General features: G+C 62.0%; 18 protein-coding genes and 1 pseudogene. 11 read left to right on the forward strand and 8 right to left on the reverse strand.

The genetic code is table 11. The features are described 5' to 3' along the window. Positions 1-33: 33 nt before the first annotated feature. From CIT31_RS13960 to CIT31_RS13970, 3 genes are all read left to right on the forward strand, one after another. Positions 34-276, forward strand: a complete 243-nt coding sequence (locus CIT31_RS13960; RefSeq protein ID WP_029348426.1) for an SMc00767 family acetate metabolism repressor — start codon at positions 34-36, stop codon at positions 274-276. 312 nt (positions 277-588) lie between these two features. Next, positions 589-978, forward strand: a complete 390-nt coding sequence (locus tag CIT31_RS13965) for a response regulator (RefSeq protein WP_287085972.1) — start codon at positions 589-591, stop codon at positions 976-978. Between the two features lie 211 nt (positions 979-1,189). Continuing rightward, positions 1,190-1,633, forward strand: coding sequence for a Fur family transcriptional regulator (locus CIT31_RS13970; RefSeq protein ID WP_095519036.1), 444 nt, complete (start codon positions 1,190-1,192; stop codon positions 1,631-1,633). Between the two features lie 10 nt (positions 1,634-1,643). Here the strand turns inward: CIT31_RS13970 and CIT31_RS13975 are convergent, their stop codons facing one another. The 5 genes from CIT31_RS13975 to CIT31_RS13995 form a co-directional block, all read right to left on the reverse strand. Then, complete coding sequence (locus tag CIT31_RS13975; protein ID WP_095519037.1) at positions 1,644-2,489, reverse strand: metal ABC transporter permease; 846 nt, start codon at positions 2,487-2,489, stop codon at positions 1,644-1,646. Further along, on the reverse strand, positions 2,486-3,343 hold the full coding sequence (sitC, locus tag CIT31_RS13980) for an iron/manganese ABC transporter permease subunit SitC (RefSeq protein ID WP_095519038.1): 858 nt from the start codon (positions 3,341-3,343) through the stop codon (positions 2,486-2,488). Before sitC ends, CIT31_RS13975 begins: the two co-directional genes overlap by 4 nt. Next, positions 3,340-4,245 carry a manganese/iron ABC transporter ATP-binding protein gene (locus CIT31_RS13985; RefSeq protein WP_065010771.1) on the reverse strand — a complete coding sequence of 302 codons (906 nt, stop codon included), beginning with the start codon at positions 4,243-4,245 and terminating at the stop codon, positions 3,340-3,342. The genes sitC and CIT31_RS13985 overlap by 4 nt, the downstream gene beginning before the upstream one ends. Beyond that, positions 4,242-5,123 (reverse strand): metal ABC transporter substrate-binding protein, encoded by an 882-nt coding sequence (locus tag CIT31_RS13990; protein ID WP_245316293.1) that lies wholly within the window; start codon positions 5,121-5,123, stop codon positions 4,242-4,244. The genes CIT31_RS13985 and CIT31_RS13990 overlap by 4 nt, the downstream gene beginning before the upstream one ends. Before the next feature lie 299 nt (positions 5,124-5,422). Further along, positions 5,423-6,139 carry an HAD family hydrolase gene (locus tag CIT31_RS13995; RefSeq protein ID WP_095519039.1) on the reverse strand — a complete coding sequence of 239 codons (717 nt, stop codon included), beginning with the start codon at positions 6,137-6,139 and terminating at the stop codon, positions 5,423-5,425. A 149-nt stretch (positions 6,140-6,288) separates the two neighbouring features. Between CIT31_RS13995 and CIT31_RS14000 the strand changes: the two genes are divergently transcribed. From CIT31_RS14000 to CIT31_RS14015, 4 genes and pseudogenes are all read left to right on the forward strand, one after another. Next, on the forward strand, positions 6,289-7,725 hold the full coding sequence (locus CIT31_RS14000; RefSeq protein ID WP_165778434.1) for a glutamine synthetase family protein: 1,437 nt from the start codon (positions 6,289-6,291) through the stop codon (positions 7,723-7,725). A gap of 72 nt (positions 7,726-7,797) precedes the next feature. Next, a pseudogene (locus tag CIT31_RS14005) lies at positions 7,798-8,165 on the forward strand (four helix bundle protein). A gap of 37 nt (positions 8,166-8,202) precedes the next feature. Further along, complete coding sequence (locus CIT31_RS14010; protein ID WP_095519040.1) at positions 8,203-9,489, forward strand: NAD(P)/FAD-dependent oxidoreductase; 1,287 nt, start codon at positions 8,203-8,205, stop codon at positions 9,487-9,489. Between the two features lie 229 nt (positions 9,490-9,718). Next, positions 9,719-10,537 carry an SH3 domain-containing protein gene (locus tag CIT31_RS14015; RefSeq protein ID WP_165778435.1) on the forward strand — a complete coding sequence of 273 codons (819 nt, stop codon included), beginning with the start codon at positions 9,719-9,721 and terminating at the stop codon, positions 10,535-10,537. 226 nt (positions 10,538-10,763) lie between these two features. Here CIT31_RS14015 and CIT31_RS14020 read toward each other — a convergent pair whose 3' ends face one another. Beyond that, on the reverse strand, positions 10,764-11,510 hold the full coding sequence (locus CIT31_RS14020) for an SDR family oxidoreductase (RefSeq protein WP_095519378.1): 747 nt from the start codon (positions 11,508-11,510) through the stop codon (positions 10,764-10,766). Positions 11,511-11,816: 306 nt separating this feature from the next. Here CIT31_RS14020 and zwf point away from each other — a divergent pair, with 306 nt between their 5' ends. The 3 genes from zwf to edd all read left to right on the forward strand — a co-directional run bounded on the left by zwf (position 11,817) and on the right by edd (position 15,902). Continuing rightward, positions 11,817-13,286: a glucose-6-phosphate dehydrogenase gene (gene zwf / locus CIT31_RS14025; RefSeq protein ID WP_095519042.1), complete on the forward strand. Its 1,470-nt coding sequence runs from the start codon at positions 11,817-11,819 to the stop codon at positions 13,284-13,286. After that, positions 13,268-13,984 (forward strand): 6-phosphogluconolactonase, encoded by a 717-nt coding sequence (gene pgl, locus CIT31_RS14030; protein ID WP_095519043.1) that lies wholly within the window; start codon positions 13,268-13,270, stop codon positions 13,982-13,984. Before zwf ends, pgl begins: the two co-directional genes overlap by 19 nt. A gap of 73 nt (positions 13,985-14,057) precedes the next feature. Next, positions 14,058-15,902, forward strand: coding sequence for a phosphogluconate dehydratase (gene edd, locus CIT31_RS14035; RefSeq protein ID WP_095519044.1), 1,845 nt, complete (start codon positions 14,058-14,060; stop codon positions 15,900-15,902). Between the two features lie 609 nt (positions 15,903-16,511). On the opposite strand, the gene CIT31_RS14040 is transcribed toward edd, so the two are convergent. Both CIT31_RS14040 and CIT31_RS14045 read right to left on the reverse strand, forming a co-directional pair. After that, on the reverse strand, positions 16,512-17,561 hold the full coding sequence (locus CIT31_RS14040) for a hypothetical protein (protein ID WP_095519045.1): 1,050 nt from the start codon (positions 17,559-17,561) through the stop codon (positions 16,512-16,514). 534 nt (positions 17,562-18,095) lie between these two features. Beyond that, positions 18,096-18,890 (reverse strand): alpha/beta fold hydrolase, encoded by a 795-nt coding sequence (locus tag CIT31_RS14045; protein WP_095519046.1) that lies wholly within the window; start codon positions 18,888-18,890, stop codon positions 18,096-18,098. Positions 18,891-19,032: 142 nt separating this feature from the next. Here CIT31_RS14045 and CIT31_RS14050 point away from each other — a divergent pair, with 142 nt between their 5' ends. After that, on the forward strand, positions 19,033-19,503 hold the full coding sequence (locus CIT31_RS14050) for a MarR family winged helix-turn-helix transcriptional regulator (protein ID WP_095519047.1): 471 nt from the start codon (positions 19,033-19,035) through the stop codon (positions 19,501-19,503). Positions 19,504-19,517 lie beyond the last annotated feature (14 nt).

Here is a 19,517-nt window from a genome sequence, read left to right on the forward strand (position 1 = left end):
GAAACGCCCCTAAAGGGCTAAGGGAGAAGACCAATGGCATCGATCAGTCGCGTCAAGGAACGGGCCGAAGAACAGGCCACCACCATGAGTGTCGACCAGCAGGCGACCATCCGCATGTTGGCCAACGACCTGCACAGGCTCAACCAATCGGTGATGAAGGCGGTCGAGGCCGGTGTGTCGGTGGAGCTCGTGCGCTCGGCACGGCACCATGGCGGCGACGGCAACTGGGGCGATCTGCTGATCCCGGTTATCGTCACGCAGCGGAGCCTCGACTGACCGAAATCCGACCAAAGCCTGTCGGTCGATCCGGCATCACCTGCGCAGTCTCTGCGCAGGTGATCTGCGTTTGCACGATCAGTTGCCATAATGAGCAAGAACAGAACTTGCTTTAAATTTTAATGTTTCTTGCGATATTCTGGATATCGGTCGTTTCAGCTTGACATAGGGAGAGATCTCACGGCAATTGTCTCTAAGTTTCAACCCTGCATTGAAACCCGACGAGTGCCCGCCACGCTCATGCGCCCCGTGAATCGCGATACCAAGACTGTAAACCACCTGACTTTCGTGAGCCGCAACGTGGACCCGGAGATGCTCACAGACTTCACCCGTGTGCTCGTCGTCGGAAAGTCGCCGGTCAACCGGGTGGTGGTTTCGAAAATTGTCGAACGATCCGGGCTCAAACCGATCTCGGAATCGCTTGAAACGGCAGCAACGACTTTGCGATCGCTCATTCCCGGAGCTGTCGTCCTCGATGGCGGAGCGGACAACAAGGACTGCGACGCGCTAATGTCCGGTATCGATGCGCTGCGACGCACCTCGGGCAGGTCGCTTCCCTCGGTGATCCTGCTTTCGACCAAGAACGGCACACCGGAGAGCCTCGGCCTGTCGAGCGTCGTCGATGCGGTTGTCGTCAAACCGATCACGACCGAACGGCTGCAGCCAGTGATCGACCATTTGATCGGGCTCGCACGCAGCTAGCCGACGTCCGATCCGGCTTCCACGCCTTTCCTCGCTTCCTGCGATCGAATCTGGATATTTATATTAGTATGCGAGCGCTCGGTACCGCCTGACAATGAGCCCCGCTACGTCTCCTTTTGCAATTGCGACGCATCTGGGGTAGCAGCTTCGAACAAATCCGCAGGCATGTTCCGACTTCGCGACATGGCTGTCGATATTGGCGGACCATGACATGTCCTCAGAACAGACCATCGCCGCGCTTTGCAGGAAACTCGGACTGCGCATCACCGGTCCGCGCCGCGTCATCATGCGTGTTATATCCGAATCCAGCGACCATCCGGATGTGGTGGAACTCCATCGCCGTGTTGTCGCCATCGAGCCGACGATCGCGCTCGCCACTGTCTATCGCACCGTCAGCCTTCTGCGCGAAAAGGGCATTCTGGAGCGGCACACCTTTGGCGATCGGCGCGCCAGATACGAAACCGTCCCCCGTGAGCATCACGATCATCTCATCAATATCGAGACGGGAGACGTCGTCGAATTCCAGTCGTCGGAGATCGAGCGGCTCCAAGAGGAAATCGCTCGACAGCACGGATTCACGATTATCAGCCACAGACTGGAGATCTACGTGAAGCCGATCCAGAAAACGCGACGCTCTCGTCAATCCGGAGAATGACCGCCCGTTTCTAGCGTTCCTCGCCAATCTCCATTCGGCCCACTCTAAGTGTGGTGACGGCGAAGGCCGCGATGAAGGCGGCGGACAGCATGAGAACGATGGTCGGCGCCGGTGCGCTGTCGATGAAGAAGGACAGATAGACGCCGAGAAACGACGCGGCGACCGCGATCGCGACCGACAGGATCAGCATGGCGCTAAACTTCCTTGTCAGCAGGAAGGCGATGGCGCCAGGCGCGATCAGCATGGCGATGGCCATGATGATGCCGACCGCCTTCAGCGCGCCGACGATAGTGAGCGAGATCAGGCAAAGCAGGCCGTAGTGGAGCAGATTGACCCGAAGACCAACCGCGCGAGCCTGAGCCGGGTCGAAGGCGTGCAGCAGGAAGTCGCGCCACTTGATCCCGATGATGCCGGCCGTGATCGCAGCAATGAGCCCCGTTTCGACGATGTCGCGCAAGCCGATGCCCAGCACATCGCCGAACAATATGTGGTCGAGATGCACGTCGGACTGGATCTTTACATAGAGCACCAGGCCGAGACCGAACATGCCGGAGAAGACGATGCCCATTATCGTGTCCTGTTTGATGCGGCTATTGTCCTTGAGGAAGCCGGTGGCGAGAGCGCAGACCATTCCGGCGGCGAAGGCGCCGATCGAATAGGGGAATCCGACAATGTAGGCGATGACCACGCCGGGAAAGACGGCGTGGCTGATGGCGTCGCCCATCAGCGACCAGCCCTTGAGAACGAGAAAGCAGGAGAGCAGCGCCGTCGGCATAGCGACCAGAACCGAAACAATCAGGGCATTGACCATGAAGTCGAACTGGAAGGGGCTAAGCAGCGTATCGGGGATGCTCATAGGCTGGCCTCCAAGGCTCGCGCCGAGCGGCGGCGGGCTGCCAGCATTCCATGCTTGGGAGCGAAGAAGAAGGCGGCGAGAAAGATCAGCGTCTGCAACACGACTATGATGCCACCAGTGGCGCCGTCGAGGAAATAACTGGCATAGGCGCCGCTGAAACTCGTGGCCGCGCCGATGACGACCGCGATGACGAGCAGGCGCGGAAAGCGGTCCGTCAGAAGATAGGCGGTCGCGCCGGGAGTCACCACCATGCAGATGACGAGGAAGGCGCCGACGGTCTGAAGCGCGGCGACCGTGGAGGCCGATAGCAGCATGAAGAACATGATCTTGAGCGCGCTCGGATTAAGGCCGATCGAGCGGGCATGGCTCTCGTCGAAGAAAACCACCATCAGATCCTTCCATTTCACCAGCAGGATGGCGAGCGAGACGAAGCCTATGATGGCGAGCTGAAGCGTGTCTTCCGGGGTAATGGCCAAGATGTTGCCGAGCACGATCGTCTGAATATTCACGGAGGTCGGTGACAGCGACACCATGAACAAGCCGAGGCCGAAGAAGGAGGAGAAGATCAGGCCGATGATAGCGTCTTCCTTCAGCTTGGTGCGCTGGTTGAGGAAGAGCATCGCGGCAGCGGCTAGCCCGCCGGAGAAGAAGGCGCCGATCGAGAAGGGAAGGCCCAGCATATAGGCGCCAGCGACGCCCGGCACGATCGAATGCGAGAGCGCGTCACCGATCAGCGACCAGCCTTTTAGCATCAGATAGCAGGACAGGAAGGCGCAGACACCGCCGACCAAAGCGGACACCCACATGGCATTGAGCATATATTCGTAGCCGAACGGCTCGAGCAGGACACTCATTCGTCCGGTTCCCGCATCTTGTGCTGCATGGCTCCGTTCTCTCCGTAGAAGACCAGTGGCCGTTCGTCGTCGGTGATGACGGCAAGGCGGCGCCTGTCGTCGTCCTCATGCAGCCCGGCGCCGCCCAGCACGAAATGACGCAAGACGCCGCCGAAAGCCTTTTCCAGGTTCGCCTGCGTGAAGGTCTGGCCTGTCGGCCCGTAGGCAAGGACCGTATTCCGGAGCAGCACGGCACGGTCGCAGAACTCCGGCACGCTACCCAGATTATGCGTCGAGACCAGCATCACTCGGCCTTCGTTCCGGAGCGCGCGCAGCAGTTCGATGATAGCGTCCTCGGTCCTGACGTCGACGCCGGTGAAGGGCTCGTCGAGCAGGATGACGCGCCCGTCCTGCGCCAGCGCCCGAGCGAGAAAGACGCGCTTTTTCTGCCCGCCCGAAAGCTCGCCGATCTGGCGTTTGCGGAAATCGCTCATGCCGACACGCGCAAGCGCGGCCGTAACCGCCTCGCGATCAGCCGCCTTCGGAAGGCGCATCATGCCCATATGGCCGTAGCGACCCATCATGACGACGTCCTCGACCAGTACTGGAAAGTTCCAGTCGACCTCCTCGGCCTGCGGCACATAGGCGACGACGTTCTTCCTCAGCGCGGCCGCGGCCGGCTGTCCGAGAACAATAATCTCTCCCTTTGCCACCCGCACGAAGCCCATGATGGCTTTGAACAGCGTCGACTTGCCCGAGCCGTTGACACCGACAAGTGCTGTGATCGTGCCTGTCGGAATTTCAAAGCTCGCATCCCGCAGCGCCGTGTGGCCGTTGCGGTAGGTGACGGTCGCGCCGCGGACGGCGAGACCGCCTCCCGCATCCTCGGACGCGGGGGCAAGAGGCGGAACGGCTTCGTTCATTGCGACAGCCCTGCGGCGAGGCCTTTCTGAACCGTATCCGATGTCACACGCAGCAGGTCGATATAGGTCGGCACCGGGCCGTCCGCCTCGCTGAGAGAATCGACGTAGAGCACGCCGCCATAATGCACTCCTGTCTCACGCGCGACCTGCCGGGCCGGCTTGTCCGACACGGTGCTTTCGCTGAAGACGGCGACGATCTTGTTTTCCCTGACGGCGTCGATCACCTTGCGAACCTGCTGGGGGGTGCCTTGCTGGTCAGCGTTGATAGGCCACAAATAAAGCTCCTTCAGCCCGAAATCGCGTGCGAGGTAGGAGAAAGCGCCTTCGCTCGACACCAGCCAGCGCCTGTCCTGCGGGATCGAGGCAAGCTTATCGCGGATCGGCGCGACGGCCGCCTCTATCTTTGCCTTGTAGGCTTCTGCATTGGCCTTGTAGGTCTCGGCATGCGCCGGATCGTGCGCGACGAAGGCGTCGCGGATGTTGTCGACGTAGATCAGCGCGTTTGCCGGCGACATCCAGGCATGCGGGTTCGGTTTGCCCGTATAGGGTCCCTCGGCGATGCTCATCGGCTGGACGCCCTCGGAGACAATAGCGCCGGGCACGTCGCTGAGGTTCTGGAAGAATTTTTCGAACCAGAGTTCGAGGTTGAGCCCGTTCCACAGAATGAGCTGTGCACCTTGCGCCCGCTGAATATCGCCCGGCGTCGGCGCGTAATTGTGGATCTCCGCTCCAGGCTTGGTGATCGATTCCACGATTGCTGCATCGCCCGCCACGTTCTTCGCCATGTCGGCGATGACGGTGAAGGTCGTCACCACCTTGAATTTTTCCTGGGCTTTCGCTGGGCTTGAAGCCACCGCCGCAACGAAAACCGCAGCCATCAAGCCAACGACAACCCGTCGTCCGTATCTCTCGAACATCAATTTCTCCTGTCGCGATTCTTAATGTCTCGCCGCTGGCCGCCATTGTGCGACTGCGGCGCGCGCTTTTCGCATATTCTGCAATTGCGACTGATTTGCAAGTAGAAAACGGCTTAACGTCGTGGATTGTATGCGGCTGCGCGATTTGGCGTCGGCTACAGCGCGGCCCTATGACGGAGCGGACAACAAGGACTGCGACACGCTGATGTCCGGCGTCGATGCGCTGCAGCGCACGTCCGGCTCGACAGCGAGACACGCGATCAGCCGGCTTTCTCGATGCTTTCGATCAGCCGGGGCAATTCCGAGAGATCGGCTATCTGGCGGAAACGAGGCGCGGTGATCGGCGGCTCGACATGTTCCAGCGCCCAGGTCAGCTCATGCGGCACGTGGACACCCCAACTGCCGGCCTCAATGGCCGGCACCACGTCCGACTTGAGCGAATTGCCGACCATCATGCTTCTTTCGGCGCCATCACCGTGGCGGCTGAAGATATTGATATAAGTGGTGGGGCTCTTGTCGCTGACGATCTCGACGGCATCGAAAAGGTCACCCAGGCCCGATTGCGCCAGCTTGCGTTCCTGATCGAAGAGGTCGCCCTTGGTGATCAACACCAGGCGATACGCATCTGCCAGCTTTTCCACGGTTTCGCGCGCATGAGGCAGCGCCTCGATCGGATGGCCAAGCATCTCGCGGCCCGCGGCAAGAATCTCGGCGACGACCGAGGCCGGCGCGCGGCCCTCGGTAATCTCGATTGCCGTTTCGATCATCGACAGGGTAAACCCCTTGATGCCGAAGCCGTAGACGGCGAGGTTGCGCTTCTCGGCCTCCAGCAATCTTGCCGAGATGTGCTCCTGCTCGGCATGATCGGCGAGCAGCGCGGCAAAGCGCTTTTCGGTCATGCGGAAGAACTGCTCGTTCTGCCAGAGCGTGTCATCGGCATCGAAGCCGATCGTGGTCAATTCATGATTGTTCTGCATTCGACGTCTTCAACCGAGGTCATTGAACTTGCGTCGAACCTAAGCCGCCCAGAGCAGTTTTCAACTGCGCAGGCGAACGCAACCGCGCTCCCCTTCCCTTCCCTCGCCGGCCCCGGCTATAATCCCAAATCCGCAACCCAATCTGGTGAATGATGCCGCCTGCAAAAAAGGAAGTCCGTCCGTCGAGCCGCGGAGGACGTATCCGCACGCCTGCCTTCGTGAAAAATCAACGTGGTGTGAAGAACTGGAAGGAAGTCGGCGCCTGGCTGGAGTGGCGCGGCATCGAGGATATCGAATGCATCACGCCCGACCAGGCGGGTGTTGCGCGCGGCAAGATGATGCCGTCGAAGAAGTTTACCTCCAACACCTCGCTGGCGCTGCCTTCGGCGGTGTTCATGACGACGATCTCCGGCGGCTACCCGGAAGACGGCAACGGCTTTCACTATCCGGAGGACGACGGCGACCTCAAGCTGATGCCGGACCTGTCGACACTGACCGTGGTGCCGTGGGAAGAGGACCCGACGGCGGCGGTCATCTGCGACCTCGTCCACCAGGACGGTCGCTCGGTCGAGTTCACGCCGCGCAACGTGCTGAAGCGCGTGCTTGACGCTTACGGCAAGCGCGGGCTGAAGCCGGTGGTGGCGCCCGAGATCGAGTTCTACCTCGTGCGCAAGAATCCCGATCCGGACTACCCGCTGACGCCGCCGGTCGGGCGTTCGGGACGGGCGATCGGCGGTGGCGCCGGCTATTCGATCGCCGGCGTCAACGAGTTCGACGAGCTGATCGACGACATCTACCATTTCTCCGAAAGCCAGGGCCTGGAGATCGATACGCTGATCCACGAGGAAGGCGCCGGCCAGCTCGAGATCAATTTGCGCCATGGCGATCCGATCGAACTCGCCGACCAAGTGTTCATGTTCAAGCGCACCATCCGCGAGGCGGCGCTGAAGCATGAGATCTACGCCACCTTCATGGCCAAGCCGATCCAGGGGCAGCCCGGGTCGGCCATGCATATCCATCAGTCGATCATCGACAAGAAGACCGGCAGGAACGTCTTTTCGGCAGAGGACGGCTCGGAAACCGAAGCCTTCTTCCATTTCATCGGCGGCATGCAGAAACATGTGCCGAACGCGCTGGTGATGTTCGCGCCCTACGTCAATTCCTACCGCCGGCTGACGCAGTCGGCTTCGGCACCGGTCAACAACAAATGGGGTTACGACAACCGCACCACCGCCTTCCGCGTCCCGCGATCCGACCCCGCAGCCAGGCGCGTCGAGAACCGCATCCCTTCCTCCGACGCCAACCCCTATCTGGCGCTGGCCGCATCGCTCGCCTGCGGGCTGATCGGCATGACCAACAAGATCAAGTCCGAACCGCCGGTTCTCACCACCGCCAACGAGGCGGAGATCGACCTGCCGCGGAGCCTGCTCGAGGCTGTCGACCTGTTCGAAGCCGACGAGGAACTCTGCGCGCTGCTCGGCAAGTCGTTTGCCGCGACCTATGCAGCGATCAAGCGGGCGGAATTCGAGACCTTCATGGAAGTGATCAGTCCGTGGGAGCGGGAGTATCTGCTGTTGAACGTGTAGTAGGGGAGTAGGGGAGTAGGGGAGTAGGGGAGTAGGGGAGTAGGGGCGTAGGGGCGTAGGGGCGTAGGGCGAATGGCTGAGAAAACGGGTTCTTACAAGGACTTAATAGTCTGGCAGCAGGCAATGGACCTTGCGGTGGCTGTGTACGACGCGACGAAATCCTGGCCGAAGGAGGAGCTTTATGGACTGACCAGCCAAGTCGGCGCGCCGCAAGCTCGGTGCCGGCGAACATAGCGGAAGGCTATGGCAGAGAGGTCAGGGGTTCCTATCAGCAATTCCTCCGTATCGCTCAAGGGTCACTGAAGGAACTGGAAACTCAGCTTCTGATCGCTGAGCGTACCGGCATCGCGCCGAATGCCACGGCGGCGCCATTGTTGGCGAGCACCGAAAGTGTAGGAAAGCTTCTTCGACTTCTAATCCGCAAACTTTCAGCCGACTAGCATCTCCCCTACTCCCCTACTCCCCTACTCGGTCATCATGCCCTACCAATCCCCAATTTCCCCCGGCCGCTCCTGGTATGAGGACACGGCCGGCCCACGGCCCGAGTACCCGGCGCTCGACGGCGACCGGACCTGCGACGTCGTCATCGTCGGCGGCGGCTTCACCGGCCTGTCGGCGGCGGCGCACCTCGCCAAGGCCGGCAGCAATGTCGTGCTGATCGAAGCGCATCGTTTCGGCGACGGCGCATCGGGCCGCAATGGCGGCCAGCTCGGCACCGGTCAGCGCGCCTGGGCCGAGGAGCTCGAAGCGGAATACGGCTTTTCCCGCGCCAAGGCGCTGTTCGACCTCGCCGAAGAGGCCAAGTCGCATCTCCTCGAATTCGCCGCCGTCAACAAGATCGAGATCGACTACATGCCCGGCCAGATGTCGGTGGCGCATAAGAAGCGCTATGTCGACGATTACAAGGCGCATGCCGACATCATGGCGAACCGCTTCGGCTATCCGCACATCGCCTTCATGGACGCGAAGGAGACGGCGGAGCGGTTGGGCTCGACGCGCTATTTCGGCGGCACCCGCGACACCGGCACCGGGCACATCCATCCGCTGAAGCTGGTGATCGGCGCGGCAAAGGTGGCGGCGCAGGCGGGCGCGCAGCTGTTCGAGCAGACGCCGGCGACCCGCATAGCGTCGCTTGGCGGCAAGGTCAGGGTCACGACGCCGGAAGGCACGATATCCGCCGAGAAATGTCTGATCGGCGTCAACGCCCATGGCGGCGCGCTCGAGCCGATCAGTGCCGCGCACATCATGCCGATCGGCTCCTTCATCGGCGCGACGGTGGCGCTGGGGGCTGACACAAACGTGCTGCCGGGCGGTGAGGCGGTCGATGATTCCCGCTTCGTCGTGCGCTACTTCCGCAAATCGACGGATGGGCGGCTGCTGTTCGGCGGGCGCGAGATTTATGCCGTCAACGATCCGAAAGACATCCATGTCCACATCCGCCGGCAGATCGCCGAGCTTTACCCAGCGCTGAAGACCGTCGAGATCACTCACGGCTGGGGCGGCTATGTCGGCATCACGATGCCGAGAAAACCCTTCGTGCGCGAGGTGATGCCCAATGTGATTTCTGTCGGCGGCTATTCCGGTCACGGCGTCATGCTGTCGAACTTTTTCGGCAAGCTCTATGCCGAAACCGTTACCGGCAACCGGGACCGGCTGAGGCTGATCGAGGACCTGAAAATCCCGGCCTTTCCCGGTGGTCGACGCTTCCGCGCGCCTCTGCTCTTTCTTGCGCTCAACTGGTATGCCTTGAGGGACAGGATATAACCATAGATTGCAAAATCCCTTCCAAGTTGCAGAATCTAGCGCAAAGGTGCAGAATCCGCCCGGCAAGGGCGCAGTGATGCCACAATCGCCGGCAAAGGATGCCTGCTCAGGGCAGTTGAACGGGGATTTTGCGGGCCTGCCCGCGTTGGTTTGGGACCGATGCCGACCGAATGCCGGTTTTCCCGGCACAGGTCGTAAGAACGTCGGCCCGCAAATGGAGGTTGCAAGAGTGAGAGAGCCCTTCAGTTTCGGCGCGCCGGAACGACGGCGCTTTGCGATGCAGTTTGGCTACGACGTGCGGCCCAGGTTCTGGCAGCAAATCCGGTCGAACTTGCATCTGGTCATCGCGGCGTTTGGCACAGCAGCGCTGCTTGGCGTGGCCGCGGTAGCGCTATGGCTGGCATTGCCGGCCAACGAGAGACAAGCGGTCGCGAGTCCCGAGCAGATCGTTTCAAGCATTCCGGTAAAAACAACAAGGATCGTGCCGGCCGCGGCCTCGAAGGTCGCCGCGGTGCAGCAGGCTGCGAGCAAAACCGATGCGGTTTCGCCGGTGGTGGTTGCGGCGAAGGCCGAGATACCGGCGCTGGCGCCCAATGATCCTCGCTGGACAGGATCGGGATCCGCATCCCGCCAGATGGCAGGCCAGGCTGAAAAAACGGCAGACAAGCCGTCCGCTGCGGCGGCACTCGCCGATCCGGCAGCGAAAACCAAAGTGGCAGCATTGCTTGCCAAAGTCGCTGCTCCCAGCAACACGGCGACGGACGGTGCGCCAACCGCCGCCATCCCCACCCCGAAGCCGCTGCCCGCCGCGACACAGAAGGATGGCACCCAGGCCAAAGTCGAGGCCAAGCAAGCAAGCCCGGCAGATATCGGACGCATCCTCAGGGGCGTCACCATGCGCACCGGTCCGAAGAACAGTGCGGCGGCAATCGTCACCATTCCCGCCAAAACCTCGGTTCAGGTGATGGGCTGCAAGAAATGGTGTGAGATCGTCTACAACGGCAAACGCGGCTGGATCTACAAGAGCTTCGTCAAGACCGGCGCCTAAAGCGCGTCGCGTTTGAATGGATTCAGGCGACGCGCTTTAAGTTCTCGTTTTTATGCATGTCGTTATCGCAAAACCGCTGCGCACTTTGGCGCGACATGCATTAGGGCTGTCAGGCGATCCTTGACGTTGCACCACGGCTCGGATGGCTTCTGTAATACAGTCGGCCGCCGCGTCCAGCGAGTGCGATAAACGATCGAGTCAAACTTGACCGACAGCGACGGACGGCTCAGATGCAACGTCCACCGTCGACTTCCAGCGCCACGCCAGTGATGAAAGCCGCCTCGTCCGAAGCCAGCCAGAGCGCCGCGTTGGCTATGTCGAGCGGCGTCGAAAGTCGGCCAAGCGGGATCGACGCGCGGAATTTCTCACGGATTTCGGGCGTGTCGGCGCCCATGAATTTCTCCAGCATGCCGGTCTCGCCGGCGACCGGGCAGAGGCAGTTGACGCGGATGTTCTTCGGCGCGAGTTCCACCGCCATGGATTTGGTCGCGGTGATCGCCCAGCCCTTCGATGCATTGTACCAGGTGAGGCCGGGCCGCGGCCTGATGCCGGCGGTCGAAGCCGTGGTCAGGATAACGCCGCCGCCTTGCCTATCCATGACCGGCACAACCGCCAGCGCGGCGTGGTAGATCGCCTTCATGTTGACGGCCGTGATCAGGTCGAAGGTCGTCTCGTCGACCTCGAGCATATCGCCGTTGCGATGGGTGTAGCCGGCATTGTTGACCATGATGTCGATGCGGCCGAAGGCGCTCTTTGCGGCATCGACCATCTCGTCGAACTCGGAACGCAACGAGACGTCCGTCTGGGTCCAGATCGCCGCCCGGCCGATCTCGTTTGCGACGCGTTCGGCGCCCTTGGCGTTGAGGTCGGCGACGACGACCTTAGCGCCCTCCTTGGCAAAGCGCTTGGCGATACCCTCGCCGAAACCTGACGCGGCACCGGTAATGATGGCAACTTTGTTTTCCAGGCGCATGACTTTCTCACTCATGATTGAAGACGATCGCTCGGGCAGCCGCCGGCGATGCCCGCCGAAAGATCAGTATACACGCTCGATTTCTCCTTTGGCTTTCGCTTCGATCCCGCTCTATGCTGCATCTGCGAAGGCCACCCGGAACACCTCGCCGACAAGCCGCCGGGTGGCGCCAGTGTCAAGGGCAGACCTCAAGGCCAATCGGCAAAACCCATTGACCTTGGGATGTGACGTCGTGGCACTGGAAAATCTAAATCGATTAGATTATATCGACCGCGTCACAGCGACCGGCGTTAAAGCGGACAGACCATGACCAGCCAGATCATTCCCGTCGAGCCTTTCGACTTCATCATTTTCGGCGGCACCGGCGATCTGTCGGAACGCAAGCTTTTGCCGTCGCTCTATCATCGCCAGCGCGGCCATCAGTTTTCCGAACCGACGCGCATCATCGGCACGTCGCGCTCGAAAATGACCGACGAGGAATTCCAGGCGTTCGCCAGGCAGGCGATTTCCGACCATGTGAAACCGGCCGATATCGATGCCACGGAGCTGAAGACGTTTCTTGCCCGGCTTTCCTATGTCTCGGCCGACGCTACCAATGGCGCGGGCTTCGACAAATTGAAGACGGCGATCGGCGACAGCGAATGCATCCGCGCTTTCTATCTGGCGGTGGCGCCGGCGCTGTTCGGCGACATCTCGCACAAGCTGAAAGAGAACGGTTTGATCACGCCGAACTCGCGCATCGTGCTGGAGAAGCCGATCGGGCGCGATCTCGCCTCGGCGCGCGAGCTCAACGATCTGGTCGGGGATGATTTCCATGAAAGCCAGATTTTCCGCATCGACCACTATCTCGGCAAGGAGACGGTGCAGAACCTGATGGCGTTGCGGTTTGCCAACGCGCTCTACGAGCCGCTGTGGAATTCCGCCAATGTCGATCATGTGCAGATCACCGTGGCCGAGACCGTCGGCCTCGAAGATCGCGTCACCTACTACGACAAGGCCGGCGCGCTGCGCGACATGGTGCAGAACCACATGCTGCAGCTCCTCTGCCTCGTCGCCATGGAGGCGCCGTCGTCGATGGATGCCGATGCCGTGCGCGACGAGAAGCTGAAGGTGCTGCGGGCGCTGAAACGCATCAACGGCAACGAAGCCCCCAAGCACACTGTGCGCGGCCAATATCGTGCCGGGGCCTCGGCGGGCGGGCCGGTGAAAGGCTATGTCGAGGAGCTCGGCAGGAACAGCAACACCGAGACATTCGTTGCGCTCAAGGCCGAAATCGGCAACTGGCGCTGGGCGGGCGTGCCGTTCTACCTCAGGACGGGCAAGCGGCTGGCGACCCGCGTCTCGGAGATCGTCATCGAATTCAGGCCAATTCCGCATTCGATCTTCGGCGAAAGCGCCGGGCCGATCTCCGCCAACCAGCTGGTCATCCGGCTGCAGCCCGACGAAGGCGTCAAGCAGTTCATCATGATCAAGGACCCGGGGCCTGGCGGCATGCGGCTGCGCCAGATTCCGCTCGACATGAGTTTTGCGCAGTCCTTCGACGGCCGCGCCCCTGATGCCTATGAACGGCTGGTCATGGACGTCATCCGTGGCAACCAGACGCTGTTCATGCGCCGCGACGAGGTCGAGGCGGCGTGGAAGTGGATCGACCCGATCCAGGACGCATGGGAAAGCGCAAGGCAAGAGGCGCAGGGCTATACGGCCGGCACATGGGGTCCCTCGGCCTCGATTGCGCTGATCGAACGCGACGGGCGGACATGGCACGAGAGCAATTGAACGGCGCCGCCTACAGCTGGCACGCGTTTGCCGAACGCCAGGACCTGGCGGCAGCACTTGCCGGCCACGTCGCAGGACGCCTGGCCAATGCAATCGCAGAGCGCGGCACGGCACTGCTCGCCGTTTCCGGCGGCACGACGCCGGCGAAATTTTTCGCATCGCTTTCGAATATCCCGATCGCCTGGAACAAGATCACTGTGACGCTGGTCGACGAGCGCTGTGTGCCGGCCTCGTCTCCGCGCTCCAACGCCGGGCTGGTCGCCGCCAATCTTTTGCAAAACGCGGCCGCAGCCGCACGTTTCGTGCCGCTCTACCACGAAGCAGCAAGCATCGAGGATACGTGGGAGGCCGATAGCAGGATGTTGCGGTCGCTGCCCTGGCCGCTCGATGTGGTCGTGCTTGGCATGGGAACCGATGGCCATACCGCATCGTTCTTTCCGGACGCCGACAATCTGGAAAAATTGCTCGACCCGTCCTCGGAAAGGGTCGTGTTCCCGGTCCACGCGGCAAGCGCCGGCGAACCGCGCCTGACGCTGTCGCTGGCGCGGATCGTCAGGGCCGGCTTCGTCGCACTGCACATCGAAGGCGAAGACAAGCGCAACGCATTCGAGAGCGCGATGGGATCGGAAACGCGAAAACCCATTCGTGCCGTGCTCGACACCGCCGAGAGGCCCGTAGAGGTTTTCTGGGCACCCTGATTTCCACTTGCCGAGGGGTCCCGGCAGACAGCCGGACGGTGTCTGCGGGACCTCGCCTGAAAGGACCGACGCCATGACCGCGAGACGCGACATCGAAACCATCACCGAGTGCATCCGCCAACGTTCCAGACCAGGGCGCGAGGCCTATCTCGGCCGTATCGCCGAAGCATCGCACCGCACCGCCAACCGGGCCGCGCTGTCCTGCGGCAACCTCGCCCATGGCTTTGCCGTCTGCAGCCCTTCGGAAAAGGCGGCACTTGGCGGCGACCGGGTGCCGAACCTCGGCATCATCACCTCCTATAACGACATGCTGTCGGCGCATCAGCCTTTCGAGACATATCCGGCGCTGATCAAGGACGCGGCACGTGAGGCCGGAGGCATTGCCCAGGTCGCCGGCGGCGTGCCGGCGATGTGTGACGGCGTCACGCAGGGTCAGCCCGGCATGGAGCTGTCGCTGTTCTCGCGCGACGTGATCGCCATGGCCGCGGCGATCGGCCTCTCGCACAACATGTTCGATGCCGCCGTCTATCTCGGCGTTTGCGACAAGATCGTGCCGGGGCTGGTGATCGCGGCGCTGACCTTTGGCCATCTGCCGGCGGTGTTCATCCCGGCCGGGCCGATGACGACGGGCCTGCCCAACGACGAGAAGGCCAAGGTCCGCCAGCTCTATGCCGAAGGCAAGGCAGGAAGGGCCGAATTGCTCGAGGCCGAGTCCAAATCCTATCACGGGCCGGGAACCTGCACCTTCTACGGCACGGCGAACTCCAACCAGATGCTGATGGAGATCATGGGCCTGCACACGCCGGGCGCCTCCTTCGTCAACCCCGGCACGCCGTTGCGCGACGCGCTGACCCGCGAGGCGACGAAGCGGGCGCTGGCGATCACCGCGCTCGGCAACGCCTACACGCCGGTCGGCCGGATGATCGACGAGCGCTCGATCGTCAACGGCATCGTCGGCCTGCACGCCACCGGCGGATCGACCAATCACACCATCCATCTGATCGCCATGGCGGCCGCGGCCGGCATCGCCATTACCTGGCAGGATATTTCGGACCTTTCGGAAGCCGTACCGCTGCTGGCGCGGGTCTATCCGAACGGCCTTGCCGACGTGAACCATTTCCATGCGGCCGGCGGGCTCGGCTTCCTGATCCGCGAACTGCTCGACGAGGGCATCCTGCACGAGGACGTCCAGACGGTCTGGGGCGAAGGGCTGCGGCCTTATGCAGTCGAGGCCAAGCTGGGCGCCGACGGCGGCGTGGTGCGCGAGGCCTCGCCCCGCGAAAGCGGTGACGAGAAGGTGCTGGCGCCGTTCAAGAAGGCGTTCCAGCCGACGGGCGGATTGAAAATGCTCTCAGGCAATCTCGGCCACGCCGTCATCAAGACATCGGCAGTGAAACCGGAGCGGCGCATCATCGAGGCGCCGGCCAAGGTGTTCGACAGCCAGCAAGGGCTCAACGAAGCGTTCAAGGCCGGCTCACTGACCGGCGATTTCATTGCCGTCATCCGCTTCCAGGGGCCGAAGGCCAACGGCATGCCGGAGCTGCACAAACTGACCACCGTGCTCGGCGTCCTGCAGGATCGTGGCCAGCATGTGGCGCTGGTCACCGACGGACGCATGTCGGGCGCGTCCGGCAAGGTGCCGGCGGCGATCCATGTGACGCCGGAGGCGGTCGAGGACGGGCCTATCGCCAGGATCCATGACGGCGACATCATCAGGCTCGACGCCGACACTGGGACGCTGGAAGTGCTGGTGCCGGCCGGCGATTTCGCGCTGCGGCGGGCGGCTGACAGCGATCTTGTCGGCAATGAATTCGGCTTCGGCCGCGAGCTTTTCGCTGGGTTCCGGCAAATGGTCGGCCGCGCCGATCATGGCGCCAGCGCCTTCGGGAACGACGTGGCGGAATTCGCGCTGCAGTGAAAGAGGCGGCTCGCGGCCGTCTGACACCGGCTGTCGATTGCCCGCAATTTTTGCCTCTTTGGCCACTATGTTCCCTTTGAGTCACTGTCGACCAATCTCTCGTGACCGGTCATTCGTAGCCGATGCAGCGGGATCGAGCGCTTCTGCGTCTTCCAGAAACGGCAAAGTCCGACCCCAAGCGGAAGCTCGTTCGCCCCCGGGGCCGAATTCACGCCCGTGATCCACCGCGAATGGCCGCTTAGCGCCTAATGTCAGCCGTAGAGGGTGCCCTTGCCGCTGCCCAAATGCAGACTTCGCCGACTGCGAAGCTGTAGGTCGCGGCGCGGACTAAGCCGACTTTGCTGGCGTGTTCCCTAACCGGTCGTTCGCGCCTAGCCGGAGTCTACCCATTCGCAAAGTTCAAGCCGTTTGCATGGGGAGCCTGAAAGCTCCCCTGCTGCCCTTAGCGTCGTTAGGAACAATCGCCAGTACAGAAATTGCAGGGCGAGCGATAGCCCTTGTCCGCCGGCCGGCCGCTAGTCGTCAGGGATGCGGGCTTGAAGGCGGCCATGAAACGGCCGCGGTCAGGATTCGTGAAGTCATTCGCCTCCCTGATATGCCCGGCGCTTCCTAGAGATTGCGGCCAGCGATGATCGCGACCACCGCGACAGCAGACGACGTCGCTTCGAGACACAGGGCAGCCAACCGCCGCGTCGCCGTCCTGCGGTGCTGGAGATGCACCGCGAGGTCTACCGCCGCCCGTGCATGCGCCCTGACTTCCTTGTAGCCTTCGCCGGGAAGCTCGTGGCGCACGTAAGCCTCCAGCATGCGCTTCGCGTCCGTCGCGCTCGGCTTCACGCCGTCGGCGCTCTCGTGCAAGCCCTCGATGTAGACGGCCTGCCCGAGAGAGATCAGCACCTCGCGGCAGACCAGTCCGATAGCCTGCCAGTCCTCTTCGGCCGCCGCCATCGAGAACTGCTGGCGGACCTTCGCGAGGGAGCGGTCTACGCGTTCCCAGCCAGTCGGCTCGCGTTCGGTGACGGGGCTGGGGCTGTTCACCCGTGCGACGGCTGCCGTCACAGGCCCGGCGAACAGCTTCCTGACATACTCCCGCCGCTCCCCATAGGTGCCCCAGCCCTCGGTTTTCCAGTGGTTGTACCAGTCCCAGAGGCTATCGTGCGGGTTCTCGTATTTGATGCCCGCGGCCGCGCAGCCTTCCACCAGCCGAGCCTGGCGTGCCGAATAGTAGTCATCGACGTCCTGGATCGACTGCCCTCCGGTGGCCACGGCGATCATCATCTCGCGGTGGATGATGAGGTCCGGCAGCAGCGTGGCCGGGCCGTCCAGCGGGTCGCCCCATTTCTTGAGTACGATGACCTCCGGAACACGCAGGTCCCTGCGGCTCAGGACGGCCTCGGCGATGCGCTTGCGGTCTCTCTCAGGCAGGGCAGACAAGGCCTCGACGAACGGCTGCGGAGCCTTCACGACGACGGCGCCCTCGTTGGAGACCCCTAGCGTCCCGTACTCGAAGCGGACGTGCAGGAGCAGCGCCGACAGGTCGCCGCGCCTCAGGCTGTCGAGGTAGGCCCTCGCGGTCTCTCTGTCCGATGCCGAATCAGCGCGAAGGCAAGCGTGCAGGCTGCCGTAACCACAGGAGATGCATTCGCATTTTTGTGCCACTTTCCGCCGGCAGCAAATGATTGAGTGGCGAGCGACGGGCCTGCGGGCCGGGGGAGAGCAATGGAAAAATGGAATACGAAACGCTGTTCACGCTGTCAGCGGACGCGGTGAACCGCTCGGCGAGTTTGTCACGCCGTGTCCCGATGACGATGACGAGCCCGAATCCTTGCCGGAACGCGCTGTCTTCGGGGGCTCACAAGCCGCCCGGGACGCCGAATAGGATGCCCGATGAGAGGCGCCTTGATGCTTTTGGATGGGGCCGGCCTGATCTGTCGTACTGAATGGCTATTTCGCGCCCAATGTCGGTCGTTTCGGCGATATCCGAATTAGCCTGAAACCGGACATTCCTCGACCGCCTTGGTCGTAGCGAAGAAGTGCCGGCGCAGCCCTCTGCCGGTGCCGCCTCAAGGAGTGGTCTGCGGACGTTGGAGAGAAGCACTCTCGAAACAAAACCGCCGGACGATCCATCCGGCGGCCGTATTTTCGTTTTTACACCTGAAAGCTCGAAATGTCCGCACACGGCGGGTGGCCGAACTATCGCGTTTCGACAGATCCCTTGCGGGCAGCTTCGTCGATCACGTCAGCGACGACCTTTGGCTGGGTCATAAAGACCGCATGGCTTGCCGCGACCTCCGTGATAGTCGCCCCGATGCGCTTCGCCATCACTTGCAACATTCGCTGATCGAAGGCCTTGTCGTCGGTTGCAATCACTGCCCAGCTCGGCTTGCTCCGCCAGGCGGCATGCTCGAGCTTGGTTGCGAAGGCGGACATGTTTATCGGCACCTGAGAGTCCCGCATGAAAGCGGCATCCGCGTCCGTCGTGTCATTGGCGAAGCCAATCTTGAACCTGTCGGGAGAAACGAAGCCGAAGCCGTCCGCGGTTGTTTCGATGACAAATTCAGGCGGGGTCTGGTAACCCTCGTACTGCTGCGCAGTCGTCTCTCCGGCATCTGGCGACAACGCCGATACGTAAACCAGGCCTGTCACGTTTGAATGGGTACCTGCTTCCGTTATCACCGTGCCGCCCCAGGAATGTCCCACAAGGACCGCAGGTCCATCCTGACGGTCAAGAATGCGTTTGGTTGCGGCAACGTCGTCCGCAAGCGAGGTGAGCGGGTTCTGGACGATCGACACACGATAGCCGCGGGCGGTCAGTTCGGTGTAGACGCCGCGCCAACCCGATCCATCAGCGAACGCGCCGTGCACCAGAACCACGTTCCGGACGGTCTGGTTGTCGGAAATTCTCTCGGCAGAGTGAGTGGCCGTGGCTGCGGCAATGCCTGCGACGGCGGCAGTTGCGGCCAGAAGGTTGGTCGTCCTGGAAGTCATGCTGATCTCCTCTTGATTGTCCGATAACAATTATCGCGATATCTTTCTGTACTGTTCCGACCGCGATATGTCCACATAATTTTTATCGCGATATTCTTTTTTGGGATCGGGTGGGCTATATCGGGTCCAAGGAGAGCCACCCATGCCCGCGAAAGGACTCAACAACCCATTGCCGCTCGACGATCAGCTCTGTTACGCGATCTACTCTGCCGGCATGGCCATCCAGAGAGTGTATAAGCCACTCCTGGACGAGCTGGGGCTGACCTATCCTCAATACCTCGTGCTCAACATTCTCTGGCGCGAGGACAATCTGACCGTTGGCAGCATCGCCGAAAGGCTTGCGCTGGAGTCGAGCACTCTGACGCCCTTGCTCAAACGGATGGAAGCGGCAGGACTTCTGCGCCGGACACGTAATCCCGCGAATGAGCGTCAGGTCGTGGTTGGGCTGACGGATAAGGGACGCGAACTCAGATCTCGCGCGGGCTGCCTTGCTGACGCTCTACTTTCCTCCTCCGGACAAAGCCCTACGCATCTCAACCAGATCAACCGTGACCTCAGTGAGCTGCGTGACGCGATCTATGAACATACGGGCGTCTGGAAGAGCACGGCCTAAGCCGGCACGCATGG

The organism is Mesorhizobium wenxiniae, from assembly GCF_002284535.1.
In the GTDB taxonomy this organism is placed as follows: Bacteria; Pseudomonadota; Alphaproteobacteria; order Rhizobiales; family Rhizobiaceae; genus Mesorhizobium; species Mesorhizobium wenxiniae.

Excerpts from the sequence above, each read along its gene's own strand:
- CIT31_RS13960 (WP_029348426.1), top strand. The coding sequence starts at position 34 with ATGGCATCGATCAGTCGCGTCAAGGAACGGGCCGAAGAACAGGCCACC.
- CIT31_RS13965 (WP_287085972.1), top strand. The coding sequence starts at position 589 with ATGCTCACAGACTTCACCCGTGTGCTCGTCGTCGGAAAGTCGCCGGTC.
- CIT31_RS13970 (WP_095519036.1), top strand. The coding sequence starts at position 1,190 with ATGTCCTCAGAACAGACCATCGCCGCGCTTTGCAGGAAACTCGGACTG.
- CIT31_RS13975 (WP_095519037.1), bottom strand. The coding sequence starts at position 2,489 with ATGAGCATCCCCGATACGCTGCTTAGCCCCTTCCAGTTCGACTTCATG.
- sitC (WP_095519038.1), bottom strand. The coding sequence starts at position 3,343 with ATGAGTGTCCTGCTCGAGCCGTTCGGCTACGAATATATGCTCAATGCC.
- CIT31_RS13985 (WP_065010771.1), bottom strand. The coding sequence starts at position 4,245 with ATGAACGAAGCCGTTCCGCCTCTTGCCCCCGCGTCCGAGGATGCGGGA.
- CIT31_RS13990 (WP_245316293.1), bottom strand. The coding sequence starts at position 5,123 with ATGGCTGCGGTTTTCGTTGCGGCGGTGGCTTCAAGCCCAGCGAAAGCC.
- CIT31_RS13995 (WP_095519039.1), bottom strand. The coding sequence starts at position 6,139 with ATGCAGAACAATCATGAATTGACCACGATCGGCTTCGATGCCGATGAC.
- CIT31_RS14000 (WP_165778434.1), top strand. The coding sequence starts at position 6,289 with ATGATGCCGCCTGCAAAAAAGGAAGTCCGTCCGTCGAGCCGCGGAGGA.
- CIT31_RS14010 (WP_095519040.1), top strand. The coding sequence starts at position 8,203 with ATGCCCTACCAATCCCCAATTTCCCCCGGCCGCTCCTGGTATGAGGAC.
- CIT31_RS14020 (WP_095519378.1), bottom strand. The coding sequence starts at position 11,510 with ATGCGCCTGGAAAACAAAGTTGCCATCATTACCGGTGCCGCGTCAGGT.
- zwf (WP_095519042.1), top strand. The coding sequence starts at position 11,817 with ATGACCAGCCAGATCATTCCCGTCGAGCCTTTCGACTTCATCATTTTC.
- pgl (WP_095519043.1), top strand. The coding sequence starts at position 13,268 with ATGGCACGAGAGCAATTGAACGGCGCCGCCTACAGCTGGCACGCGTTT.
- edd (WP_095519044.1), top strand. The coding sequence starts at position 14,058 with ATGACCGCGAGACGCGACATCGAAACCATCACCGAGTGCATCCGCCAA.
- CIT31_RS14045 (WP_095519046.1), bottom strand. The coding sequence starts at position 18,890 with ATGACTTCCAGGACGACCAACCTTCTGGCCGCAACTGCCGCCGTCGCA.
- CIT31_RS14050 (WP_095519047.1), top strand. The coding sequence starts at position 19,033 with ATGCCCGCGAAAGGACTCAACAACCCATTGCCGCTCGACGATCAGCTC.